Here is a 12,955-nt window from a genome sequence, read left to right on the forward strand (position 1 = left end):
CGCTCAAATTCGGGATTGTACTCTTACTGATGGGACTCTCAATCGGTGCGATTGGATTTATTGCGACTGCAGAAATCACTGAGAGCGTCGAGGGCTCGGCACTTGAAGAACAAGAAGATACGGCGGTCCGTGAGGCGGCGGCGTTCGACGAGTGGGATGAACAGAACGAGAATTTCCTCGTAACGGCATCGAACTCACCTGTCATCCACTCAGATGATGATGAGGCTATCGAGAGCTATTTACAGGAGATTTACTACGACTTCCCCGAAGAGCGGATGAACGTTCTGTTCGTCGATACCGCGAGTGAAGAGGTTATCGCTGGCGTCGACAGCAACGCGGCGTCAGTGTCGGACAACAACTTCCCCGATGGAGACGAACTTGATGACCTCTCGATCCACACGGTCCAGCGAACGGGTCCGTATGAGATGCCAGACGAACTCGGGATTGCCGATGACGATTCCCCCGTTGTCTCGTACTACATCGGCATCGAAGACGCAGATCGTGCCCTCATCTTTACTGTCTCACTTTCAGATCGGGTCGGAGATCACACAACACAGACCAGAAGTGACACCGTCGTAACGATGCTCGACGAGCAGGGCCGCATCGTGAGTGACGATGCGCAACTTGGATTCGTCGATAACGAAGACATGAACTCGAGTTTTCTCCGATCCTATGATGGCTACGAGGAGTATGCAGAGATCGCCGACCTCGAGGGGCCGGGCGCAATGACCGTCGACGGCCAGCCAAGTGAGTCACTTCACGACGAACCGTACGAGTTCGCCCCCGAAAACTACGTCGTGGGCTACCACACGACCGACGACGACTGGACGGTCCTGGTCCACACCAGCGAGGCGAACGCCCTCGGATTCGTCAACACCGTCAACCAGTTCGGCTATCTGCTCACCGCAATCGGAGTCGGCCTGATCGGCGTCCTCGGCGTCGTGATCGGCCGTAACACCGCGACCTCGATTCGAACGCTCTCGCGGGAGGCCGAACAGATCAAAGACGGCAACTACGACGTGACACTCGAGTCCGCACGCGAAGACGAACTGGGCGATCTCTACCGCACTGTCGACGAGATGCGCGCCTCGCTCGTCACGCAACTCGAGGAATCAGAGCAAACACGAAAGCAAGCCGAACGCGCCCGCGAGGAAGCCGATGAAGCGCGACAGGAAGCCGAACAAGCCCAGCAACAGGCTGAACAGGCCCAGCGAAACGCCCAGGAGCAGAACGACCACCTCGAGCGAACGGCGGCTCAGTACTGTGACGTGATGCAGGTCTGTGCTGATGGCGACCTGACGCGCCGTCTCGAGCCGGATACGGAGAACGAAGCGATGGCCGACATCGCGACGACGTTCAACGCAATGCTCGACGATATCGAGCAGACAGTTGCCTCGATTTCGACGTTCGCAGACGACGTGTCGGACGCGAGCGACGACGTTCGCACCGAGTGTGTCGATCTCGAGGCGAGCAGCGACGACGTGGCGGGCTCGGTCCAAGAGATCACGACGGTTGCGGGACAACAAAACGACCGGATGCAGACTATCGCCGCCGAAATCCAGGGGATGTCTGCGACAATCGAAGAAATCGCGTCGACGGCCGATACGCTCGCAAGCACCTCCCAGCAGGCTGCGAAGCAGGCCGGTGACGGGATGGACGCCGCTGAGGACGTCGTCGAAGAGATGGAAGTGATCGAGCACCGCGCCAATGGCGCACTCAGCGAACTGCGCGACCTCGAGGCGGCGATGGCTGAAATCGACGAAATCGCGGGCGTGATTACGGATATCGCGGATCAGACGAACATTCTGGCACTGAACGCCTCGATTGAGGCTGCTCACGCGAGCAACGGCGGAAACGGCGACAACAGCGGTGCCGGCTTCGCGACGGTCGCCCAGGAAGTCAAAGGCCTCGCCGAGGAGACGAAGACCTCTGCGGAGGAAATCGAAGAACTGATCGCGACCGTCCAAGACCAGACCGACACCACCGTCACGGAGATGGAAGGAATGCGCTCGCGGGTTATCGAAGGTGCTGAAACCGTCGAGGAGTCCGCGGCTGCCTTCGAGGAGATCGAATCTGGCGTCCGTGAAGCCGACCACGGCGTCCAAGAAATCAACGACGCGACCGACGATATCGCCGACGCGACGCAGGAACTCGTCTCGATGGCCGACGACGTGACTGAACTCAGCAAAGCGACTGCCAGCGAAGCCGATACTGTCGCAGATGCGGTCACCGACCAGACTGCTGCAATTACGACGGTGTCTCGAAATGCGAGTGACCTCTCCGAGCAGTCCGTCGAACTGCAAGAGCTGCTCGAGGAGTTCGAGGTTGACGATGCAACTGCTGACGGCCGTGATGGTGACGGTATTCGCACCGATCCCGACCGCGACGACCAAGCCAGCCGTGACGACGACACCCCAGGCGACCGCACACCAGTCGTTCACGACTCCCAGTAACACGACCACTTCGGTTTTGTGCTCGGTTGCGTCTGCAGTCACATATATCAATTTCAGTATTTACTAATGGTCCATACAGGAATAATTGCATAGAGAGGTTTAATAGAATCGTGTTGCTTCTTTAAGCGCGCTATATACTATGTAGCTGGCCTCTATCTGGTATCTCCATCACTCAGTAGGACAACTTTCATTACTCGCGTATTTCTTCCTATAATGCAATCAGGCGCTCTACCAACGCTACTAGTGTGGTATGAGTGGTATTATTCATTCACGAGCGGGAATCCATATATACAACTACATATTTGAGAAGTCCTAATCTAAATGACTAGTAATCCCTTGGTACCTCTCGCTCATCGTTGTTCGCCGGGGACCCTCGAGGTGGTCGCCCCTGTATCGCCCGATCTGTCCTGGCGCACGTAGTTTTAAGCCGATCCGTGGACCGTCGTTAGGCATGGCGCCAACGATCACCAAAATCGAGAGCCGGGAGTTTCGATACCCGCTCGAGGATCTTGGGACGGACGAGCACGGCTTTAACCTGATCTACGAACCCGGTGAAACGACGTGGCGAAAGCTGTTCGGGATTAAAATCCACACGGATACGGGCATTACCGGTGAGTACGTGGGCGGCAACTCCCCCGGCGCGGCCCAGATCAACATGTTCGCGGACTACCTCGTCGGGAAAAACCCGCTCGAGCGCGAGAAACACTGGAGCGAGATCAAGCGGGCGCTGCGAAAGTACGACCGGATGGGAATCGGCCCCATCGACATCGCACTCTGGGACTTCGCGGGGAAGTACTACGACGCGCCGATTCACGAACTGCTCGGGACCTATCGCACGTCGATCCCCGCCTACGCGTCGACTTACCACGGCGACGAAAACGGCGGCCTCGACTCGCCCGAGGCGTTCGCCGACTTCGGTGAGGAGTGTGCTGACCGCGGCTTCCCGGGCTACAAAATCCACGGCTGGGGAGGTAGTGACAGCAGCCGCGACCTCGAGCGCGAAATCGAGGCGATCCACGCCGTCGGTGAGCGTGTTGGCGACCGCGTCGACCTCATGTACGATCCGGCCTGTGAGTACGAGACGTTCGCCGACGCGCTCAAGGTCGGCCGCGCGCTCGATGAAGAGTCATTCCTCTGGTACGAAGACCCCTACCGTGACGGCGGTATCTCCCAGCACGGCCACCGAAAGCTTCGAGAGATGCTCGAGACGCCGATTCTCCAGACCGAACACGTGCGCGGGCTCGAGGCCCACGCGGATTTCGTCGCAAACGGCGGAACAGACTTCGTCCGCGCCGATCCGGAGTACGACGCAGGGATCACAGGAGCGATGAAAGTGGCGCGGATGGCCGAATCGTTCGGACTTGATGTGGAGTTCCACGCGCCGGGGCCAGCCCAGCGACACTGTATCGCCGCGACCCGGAACACGAATTACTACGAACTCGCGCTCGTCCATCCAGACTGCCAGAACACGCAGCCACCGGTCTACAACGGCGACTACTCGGATATGCTCGATACAATCGACAGCGACGGTCACGTCCAGGTGCCAATGGGGCCAGGCCTCGGCGTCGACTACGACTGGTCCTACATCGAAGACAACCAGACTGGCTCACTCCACATCTACGAGTGATCTAAAACACTCTCGAGTTTGACTATAGTTCCACCGTCAGTATTTCTAACAAAGAACTATTCTGCATCCATTCTATTCTCGACCGATGAAGGAGACAAGTTATGTCTAAAACAGCCAAAAGGAGACGTTTAAACTGCGAATTGGCATAATAACTGGTGTTCGTGAGGAATAAAACTGCAAAATCAACTCTCATATCGAGGGTCTTCTCGTTACTTGCCTGAGAAATAGAACCTGCGTACAACGCTTGGGGAACTCAAACTTGGCGTTAGAATTGTGCCTCGAGCTGCTGTTTCGATGGTGGAATTGTATATTTAAAGAAATACCAACTGAGAAATGTATAGTTTAGATACTATCCTGTTACTCGAGCCTGCATGCACTCGAGTCGTTTGCTCGGATCGGTATCGGTATAGGGCGGCCCCGACACGTGGGGAGTATGAACGTCACTATCACACCCTCGAGCGTTCGAGGAACGGCACGCGCACCGCCGTCGAAGAGCTACACCCATCGAGCGATTCTCGCTGCTGGGTACGCAGACGGTGCAACGGTTCGAGACGCCCTCTGGAGCGCCGACACACGGGCGACCGCCCGCGCCGTCGAGCTGTTCGGCGGAGCAGTCGAGCGCCAGTCCGATGGCACCCTCGAGATCGAGGGCTTCGATGGGCGGCCCGAGGTCCCAGCGGACGTGATCAACTGTGACAACAGCGGGACGACGATGCGACTCGTCGCCGGCACAGCCGCACTCGCCGACGGCATGTCCGTGCTGACGGGCGATGAGTCACTGCGCTCGCGGCCACAGGGGCCGCTGCTCGAGGCCATTCAGGACCTCGGCGGCTGGGCCGAGAGTACCCGCGGAAACGGACAGGCCCCGCTAGTCATCACCGGCCCAATCACCGGCGATGAGGTGTCGATCCCTGGTGACGTCTCCTCGCAGTACATCACCTCGCTGCTGATGGCCGGCGCGGTGACCGACGAGGGCATCGAGATCGACCTCGAGACCGAACTCAAGTCCGCGCCCTATGTCGATATCACGACGGAACTGCTCGCGGACTATGGTGTTGATGCCGAGCAGACCGACCAAGGATTCACCGTCGCGGGCGGGCAGTCCTACGCGCCAGCGGACGGCGAATACGCAGTTCCAGGTGACTTCTCGTCGATTTCGTACCTGCTCGCCGCGGGCGCAATCGCCAGCGAGGAGGGTATTCACGTCGAGGGAGCCCAGCCGAGCGCGCAGGGTGACACTGCCATCGTCGATATCGTCGACCGCATGGGTGCGAACGTCGATTGGGATCGCGAAAACGGAACGATTGACGTTTCGAAGGACGCGCTGTCAGGTATCGAAGTCTCCGTCGAGGATACGCCGGATCTACTGCCGACGATTGCGACGCTCGGCGCTGTCGCAGAGGGAGATACCCACATTACGAACGCAGAGCACGTCCGCTACAAGGAGACTGACCGCGTGAGCGCGATGGCCGAGGAGTTAGGGAAGATGGGCGTCGAGACAACCGAGGAACAGGACTCGCTGACGATCCACGGGAGCGAGTCGACGCCCTCCGGGGCGACCGTCGAGGGACGGGCCGACCACCGAATCATCATGTCGCTCGCGCTCGCGGGACTGGTCGCCGACGGCGAGACGACAGTGCAGGGAACGGAGCACGTTGACGTCTCGTTCCCCGGCTTTTTCGGCCTGCTCGAGGAGTTAGGCGCGGACGTGACTGAGGCGTAAGCCCCAGGCTACGGCAGTTCTGCGCGAATCCGGTCTGTGAGTTCCGCTTCAACCTCCTCAGTGAGCGTCGTGCGGTGAAGACTGATCGAAATGTCGTCGTCCTCGTATCGTGGCAACAGGTGAACGTGTGCGTGTTCGACCTGCCCGACAATCGACCCCGTCGAGTAAAAGACGCTGAAGCCATCTGGCTCGAGGGCAGTTTCCATCGCACTCGAGACGCGCTGGACGGTTTCGAAGACGGCGGTCGTGGTCTCGGCATCGGCGACGAGCAGATCCGGTCGGTGCGCCGTCGGCACGACGAGCGTATGGCCGAGGCAGGCGGGATTTTCGTCAAGAAACGCAATCGTTCGCGCATCCTCGTAGACAACCCGAGCGTCCCGCTCATCCTCGAGAATGCGACAGAACGGGCAGTCGTCGTCCATACCGAGTGCTTTCACTCAGGATACCTAATCGTTCCGACCCGACTGCAGCCACAACAGTGTGGAGGGGAAAGATTGCAAAACCTAAATGCCAGGCCCACCCACGGGTGAGTAATGAACGGCAACTCGTTCGGTCGTCTCTTTCAGGTGACCACGTTCGGCGAGAGCCACGGGGACGCAATGGGCTGTACCGTTTCGGGGGTACCAGCCGGCCTCGAGCTCTCCGAGGAGGATATTCAGGACGATCTGGACCGCCGGAAACCGGGCCAGTCGATGATTACGACCAGTCGCGGCGAACCCGACGCCGTCTCGATCAAGTCGGGCGTCCAAGACGGCTACACGACGGGCACGCCAATTGGGATGGTCATCCAGAACAAGGACGCGCGCTCGGGCAAGTACGAGCCCTTCATCACCGCGCCGCGCCCCTCTCACGGCGACTTCACCTACTCGGCGAAGTTCGGGACGCGCAACTGGGGCGGCGGCGGGCGCTCCTCCGCGCGCGAGACGGTCAACTGGGTTGCAGCGGGCGCAATCGCGAAGAAACTGCTCGCACAGGAGGGCATCGAACTCAAGGCCCACGTGAACCAGATTGGTGACGTTGAATCTCCCGAGGTGAGCTTCGAGGAAATGCTCGAGCACTCCGAGGAAAACGACGTTCGCTGTGCCCATCCCGAGACGGCGGAGGAGATGCAAGAACGAATCGCTGCGTATCAGGAAGAAGGCGACTCCATCGGCGGTTCGATCTACTTCGAAGCGCAGGGTGTGCCGGTCGGCCTCGGTGCGCCTCGATTCGATTCGCTGTCAGCCCGCCTCGGGCAGGCGATGATGGCCGTCCCGGCGACGACGGCATTCGAGTTCGGTCTCGGCACCGATGCCGCGGAATGGACGGGCAAAGACCGCAATGATGACTGGGAGTTCGACGATGACGGAAACCCAGTGCCTGTCGAGAACGACCACGGTGGCATTCAGGGCGGTATCAGCTCCGGCGAGCCGATTTACGGCGAAGTCACGCTGCACGCGCCGACCTCGATCCCGAAGACCCAACAGACCGCAGACTGGGAGACGGGCGAGTTGAAAGAGGAGAAAGTCATTGGCCGCCACGACCCCGTTCTGCCGCCGCGTGGCGTCCCCGTCGTCGAGGCGATGCTCGCGCTGACGCTCGTCGACTTCATGTTCCTCTCGGGCCGGATGAACCCCGACCGTGTCGACGACCAGCCCGGAAAGTACGACACGGACTACCACCCGAGCAACCCGGCGAACGAGTGAGCGAAGCACTGTAATCGGTCGCTGGATATCGTCGTAACATGATCCGTCTGAGATAATTCAGATGGTATTCTCCAGCTACGAACGGAGGTCACATATACAGTTATTGGCCACTATGTTTTAGGTATTTTATCTATAGAACGTCTTAAGTCTCATATCGATCAATTCTTTTATAGCATCCGTTCATCACGTTTGATATGTCACACACCGGGTCGGCAGCGACCGCCGAGAGACTCGACGGTGCCGACGAGGTCGTTGGTATCGACGACGATGGACTCGTGACCGCACAGGGTGCACTAGGCGTCGTCCATGAAACGTCGGAGATGGTCGACCAGAAATTATCGACGATCAACGAGTCAGCGACATCCCAGGTGACGGAGATGGTTGACGTCTCCGAAGACGTTGCCGAACTCAATGCGACAATCGAAGAGGTTGCTGCCAGCGCCTCCCAAATGGCTTCGCGGAGCGACCACGCGGCTGAAGCCGCTATTGATGGGCAAAACGCGACGGCCGATGCGACCGCAGCACTCGAGGACGTGACGGAGTTGATCACTGCCGTCGCGGACGATGTCGACCAACTGGTCGAGAGCGTCGAACGAATCGACGAGATTCTCGACGTGATCTCGACGATCGCCGAGGAGACAAATCTGCTTGCGCTGAACGCTTCGATTCAGGCTGCTAAAGCGGGTGCGGACGGCAACGGGTTTGCCGTCGTTGCTGACGAAATCAAATCGCTGGCCAACGAATCCCAGAAGCGAACCGACGAGGTTGAGACAGTGGTCGATGAGATTACGTCGGCGACGACGACGGTTTCCGAACGTCTCGAGGCGGCCACCGACGCCGCCGAAACCGGAACCGAACGGACTGCAGACGCCGAGCAAGAACTCGAGACGGTCTCGTCGTCGATCGAGGAGGTGGCATCGGGAATCGAGCAGGTTTCAACGGCAACTACGAAGGGTGCAGCGGCGAGCGAGCGTGTCGCCAACCGCTGCGAGGAGACTGCCGACGCGGCCGACCGCATCGACGGCGCACTCACCGAAATCGAAACTGACCGTTCGAGGCAGACTGACATGATCGCGGAAGTCGATCGCACCCTCGAGGCGGCAACTGAATCGCGCCGAGACCAGTTAGCTGCAGAACCGTCAGTCCCGACCGCAATTGACGCCATCGACGACGTTTCGGGCGGATTTCCGCGCGGTGGTCGAGGCGTCGTCGACGCGACAGCCGAAACCACCGCTCGAGTCGACGATGTCCTTGCATCGACTGTAACCGCGGCGATTGCGGCTGGATACGACGTCTCACTCTCACCGACGGCCTCGCTCGAGCGGCGGACGCTTCGAGATGCGTTCCGCGAGCGTGACACTGATCACACGCTCGAGACGGCGCTTGAGGCGGATCGACTGTTCGTCATTGATCTCTTCGATGCCTGGACTGGCGAGAGTGAGAACGTCTTCGGTGTCGAGAACCGCTCACTCGGGTCGGTCAACGAGTGCATCGACCGACAGCGGGAGCGACCGCTGCTCGTTATCGGCAACATCGCTGGTGAGTGCCACGCCTTCGGTGAACAGGCCACTCGAAAGACGACCTACGACAACGACGGTGGCATGCTCGAGGCGACAGATACCGTCGTCAACGTCATCGATGAGGACGTGCCCGCGACGCTCGCGCAGTTCTACCGCGGCGCAGCGGATCAACTCGTCCGCATCGACGAAGCATCGGTTGTCGTCGCGCATGCCCCGTCTGCGGACTGACTTCGAATACGGGCTCCAAGGAACGCTTGGCACAACACCTAACATCTCGACGCTGGTTCGGGATGTATGAAGTGTTTCCACGCTCATTCGAACTACTCGGATGGCGAGTTTCTTTTCCGGATGGCTCGAGCGGCCGCAGATGCTGGTCTCGAGGGACTCGGGTTTGCCGACCACTGCAACGTCGCCTCACGTGAGAGTCCACAACAGGAACGACAACTCCTCGGCTTCAATCTGGATCTCACCTACGAGCGACGCCGGCAGGCGCTTAATGAACTCCGCGAGCAGTCCTCGATCGAGATCTACGATGCCGTCGAGATGGATTACGTTCCGCACGATGAACCTGCGATCCGTGCGTTTCTCGAGGAGGCGAACTTTGACTACACGCTCGGGAGTGTCCATCAGGTCGACGAGCAGAACGTCCAGGATGTCTCAAACTTCACTGCGCTTTCTGCTGACGAACGTGACGAGATTGTCACGCAATACTTCGACAATCTGGTCGCACTCGTCGAGTCGGAACTGTTCGACGTCGCAGCCCACGTCGACCTCCTCGAGCGCACGCCACCGCTGCGTGGCCGGTCGAAGATTGAGCAGTATCATCACGTCGCCGAGGCGTTTGCTAACTCGAGGACGGTCCCAGAAATCAACGCTGGCCGTGCGCTCACCGACGCGGCAATCGTCCATCCTGACCCCTCCTTCCTTGAAATATTACAGGAGTACGACGTGTCGGTGACGGTCGGGACGGACTCCCACGAACCGGCAGAGATCGGTAAGCGCGCAGCGTTCCTTGAGGACTTTGTCGCCGAGACTGATCTCGAGGTCGTCGAGCCGCCGTCGCTTGATTAAGACGTGTTTAGTACCGCTCCCAGCTGACGGTTGGTGCGACTTCCTCAGAAAGCAGTTGCGAGACGTGACAGCCGCGTTCGGCGATTTCGACGAGGTGTCCGACAGTGTCGTCGTCTGCGTCAGTCTCGAGTCGGATCGTCGCCTCGAGCGACTCAACGGGGCCATGGTCGGGTGTTGCAGCCGCTGTCACGGAAATCGCGTCGACAGCCACGTCTCGTTTTTCGGCCTGAAACCGCACACTCAGTGAAAGGCAGGCTGCGAGCCCACCGAGGAAGACATCGACCGGTGTCGGCCCGGTTTCCGTACCGCCGTAGTCGGCGGGTTCGTCGTACCGCCATGCGAAGGGACCTGCCTCGAGTCGCCCGGAGAGACCGCTGTCGGTCGAGGCTGTCACGGTTCGGTGGGGCATTGCTGTGGAGTGTCTCGTGTCTGCATGACTCTGCTCGAGCGAATCCTGTGCGCTCGCTACGCGGTCGTCGATCACCTCGTCTGGACCTGCGATGATGCCGATCGGGGTCCCCGGCGGCACTGACGCGCCCGCGGGAATGAATTGCTCTCGGAGCACCCCGTCTGTCGGGGCGATCACCGGGCCAGTTTCGGCCGCCGTCTCGGCGGTTGCGATGGTGTCAGCAGCCGCGACCGATTCGCCTTCACTGACGAGCCACTCGAGGAGGGTTCCCTGAGCGGCGCCGGGCTCGAGTGCGGCCATTCTGAGGAGTCGGCTCATATGTGGTGTATAAACGCCAATTGCAAAAATATCGTTGTTGACGTGTTCGACAGTGTTGCTGGCGCTGTTGCCGAAGACCAATATTGAAGAGTACTCATTTCCGCGGTTGTTCTATGATCAATCATCTGGCTTTTATAAGCCACACTCAATCCTTCACGAAAGATCCTTGGTAATCTATAGCAAAGGCTTTAGGTTTGGTAGGGCAAAATTCCGCTACGGTTGGCCACTGGCCACTGATTTACCTATGAGCGACGACGAACTCATCTGGCGAATCGCAGGCGGTTCCGGAGACGGGATCGACTCGACGAGTCAGAATTTCGCGAAGGCGCTGATGCGCTCGGGGCTCAACGTGTTTACACACCGCCACTATCCATCCCGGATCCGTGGTGGCCACACATACGTTGAGATCCGTGCCGCAGAACGGGAGGTACAGTCACGGGGAGACGGCTACAACTTCTTGCTCTCACTGGGCGACTCGTTCGCCCGGAACCCGCAGGAAGATGCCTTCTACGGGAACGAAGAGCTCAAGCCACTCTCAGAAAACCTCGATGAACTCCGCGAAGGCGGTATCATCGTTTACGACTCGGGTCTCATCAGCGACGAAGACGTTGCTGACCTCAACCTCGAGGAACGTGCCGAGGAGAACGGCTGGCACGTCTACCCGGTCGATCTGCGCGGCCTCGCCAAGGAACACGGCCGCGAAGTCATGCGAAACACCGCTGGTGTCGGTGTCACCGCAGCCCTGCTCGATCTCGATCTCGAGCACATCGAGGACCTGATGTCCGATGCAATGGGCGGCGACGTGCTCGAGGCAAACCTCGAGATTCTGCACGACGCCTACGAGATGACCGAGGAGGACTTCGAGTTCGAACACGACCTGCGCGCCCCAACGGGCGACCACGACGCCGAGCAGGCGCTGCTGTCGGGTTCGAACGCAATCGCCTACGGTGCCATCGACGCCGGCTGCCGATTCATCGCTGGCTATCCGATGACGCCGTGGACGGACGTCTTTACTATCCTCAGCCAGAACTTCCCCGACATGGGCGGAGTCTCTGAGCAGGTCGAAGACGAAATCGCCGCCGCTGCACTCGCAGTCGGTGCGAGCCACGCCGGTGTCAAGGCGATGTCCGGCTCCTCGGGTGGTGGATTCGCACTGATGAGCGAGCCACTCGGCCTCGCAGAGATGACCGAGACGCCGCTCGTGCTGGTCGAATCCATGCGCGCCGGTCCCTCGACCGGACTGCCGACCAAACCCGAGCAGTCCGACCTCGAGTTCGTGCTCTACACGAGTCAGGCAGACTCCCAGCGCGTCGTCTTCGCGCCGGGTAACATCGAAGAAGCCTACGAGCAGACGCGACTGGCCTTCGAGATCGCCTGGGACTACCAGATTCCAGCGATCCTCATCTACGACCAGAAGCTCTCCGGTGAGAACAAAAACGTCGATGTCGAATTCTTCGACCGCGAGGTCTCGCCTGACCTCGGCTCGACGCTCACCGAAGACGAACTTCGCGAGGCAGCCCACGACAACTCCGGGAAGTTCAAGCGCTTCAATTACGAGGACGCCGAAGACGGCGTCTCGCCGCGTTCGATCCCCGGCCAGAAAGATGGGCGCTACCTTGCGACGGGTAACGAACACTCGCCAGTCGGTCACATCAACGAGGACCCCGACAACCGCGTCGCCCAGATGGAACGTCGACTCGAGAAACTCGAGGCGATCCGGACGGAACTCGACGAGGAACGCGAGTCGACCCAGACCTACTTTGGCCCAGACGAAGCCGACTACGGCATCATCACCTGGGGCTCCTCCCAGGGCGCCGTCGAAGAGGCAATCGACCGCCTGAACGACGACGGGCACTCGGTGAAAGGGATCAGCGTCTCCGACATGATGCCGTTCCCCGAGACAGAAGTCACGGAGTTCCTAGAGAGCGTCGACGAGGCAATGGTCGTCGAGATGAACGCCACCGGGCAGTTCCGCGGACTGATCCAGAAGGAACTGGGTCGGTACGGCGACAAGATGACCAGTCTGTTGAAATTCAACGGCAACCCATTCGAGCCCGGCGAAGTCGTCGAGGGCTACGAGGTCAACGTTGCCGAAGAGGACCAGCAGCCAGACGCACAGGTACGAATCGAACCCGCTGCAGGTGACTAA

The 12,955-nt window shown here is 59.7% G+C and carries 9 protein-coding genes; 7 read left to right on the forward strand and 2 right to left on the reverse strand.

The genetic code is table 11. The features are described 5' to 3' along the window. Positions 1 to 29: 29 nt before the first annotated feature. From G6M89_RS19360 to aroA, 3 genes are all read left to right on the forward strand, one after another. Entirely contained in the window at positions 30 to 2,453 is a 2,424-nt protein-coding gene (locus G6M89_RS19360; RefSeq protein ID WP_165163540.1) for a methyl-accepting chemotaxis protein, read from the forward strand. Between the two features lie 451 nt (positions 2,454 to 2,904). Then, the gene (locus tag G6M89_RS19365) at positions 2,905 to 4,080 is read left to right on the forward strand and encodes a mandelate racemase family protein (RefSeq protein WP_165163541.1); all 1,176 of its coding nucleotides are present in this window, start codon (positions 2,905 to 2,907) and stop codon (positions 4,078 to 4,080) included. Between the two features lie 433 nt (positions 4,081 to 4,513). Then, positions 4,514 to 5,803: a 3-phosphoshikimate 1-carboxyvinyltransferase gene (gene aroA / locus G6M89_RS19370; protein WP_165163542.1), complete on the forward strand. Its 1,290-nt coding sequence runs from the start codon at positions 4,514 to 4,516 to the stop codon at positions 5,801 to 5,803. A gap of 8 nt (positions 5,804 to 5,811) precedes the next feature. Here the strand turns inward: aroA and G6M89_RS19375 are convergent, their stop codons facing one another. Further along, positions 5,812 to 6,225 carry an HIT family protein gene (locus G6M89_RS19375; protein WP_165163543.1) on the reverse strand — a complete coding sequence of 138 codons (414 nt, stop codon included), beginning with the start codon at positions 6,223 to 6,225 and terminating at the stop codon, positions 5,812 to 5,814. Positions 6,226 to 6,336: 111 nt separating this feature from the next. On the opposite strand from G6M89_RS19375, the gene aroC reads away from it, so the two are divergent. The 3 genes from aroC (at position 6,337) to G6M89_RS19390 (ending at position 10,079) form a co-directional block, all read left to right on the forward strand. Beyond that, positions 6,337 to 7,488, forward strand: coding sequence for a chorismate synthase (gene aroC / locus G6M89_RS19380; RefSeq protein WP_165163544.1), 1,152 nt, complete (start codon positions 6,337 to 6,339; stop codon positions 7,486 to 7,488). A 194-nt stretch (positions 7,489 to 7,682) separates the two neighbouring features. Then, positions 7,683 to 9,236, forward strand: coding sequence for a methyl-accepting chemotaxis protein (locus G6M89_RS19385; protein WP_165163545.1), 1,554 nt, complete (start codon positions 7,683 to 7,685; stop codon positions 9,234 to 9,236). 66 nt (positions 9,237 to 9,302) lie between these two features. Then, positions 9,303 to 10,079: a PHP domain-containing protein gene (locus G6M89_RS19390; RefSeq protein WP_165163546.1), complete on the forward strand. Its 777-nt coding sequence runs from the start codon at positions 9,303 to 9,305 to the stop codon at positions 10,077 to 10,079. Positions 10,080 to 10,086: 7 nt separating this feature from the next. Here the strand turns inward: G6M89_RS19390 and G6M89_RS19395 are convergent, their stop codons facing one another. Continuing rightward, complete coding sequence (locus tag G6M89_RS19395; RefSeq protein WP_165163547.1) at positions 10,087 to 10,806, reverse strand: OsmC family protein; 720 nt, start codon at positions 10,804 to 10,806, stop codon at positions 10,087 to 10,089. A 244-nt stretch (positions 10,807 to 11,050) separates the two neighbouring features. Here G6M89_RS19395 and G6M89_RS19400 point away from each other — a divergent pair, with 244 nt between their 5' ends. Then, positions 11,051 to 12,955: a 2-oxoacid:acceptor oxidoreductase subunit alpha gene (locus tag G6M89_RS19400; RefSeq protein WP_165163548.1), complete on the forward strand. Its 1,905-nt coding sequence runs from the start codon at positions 11,051 to 11,053 to the stop codon at positions 12,953 to 12,955.

It is taken from the genome of Natronolimnobius sp. AArcel1 (assembly GCF_011043775.1).
In the GTDB taxonomy this organism is placed as follows: domain Archaea; phylum Halobacteriota; class Halobacteria; order Halobacteriales; family Natrialbaceae; genus Natronolimnobius.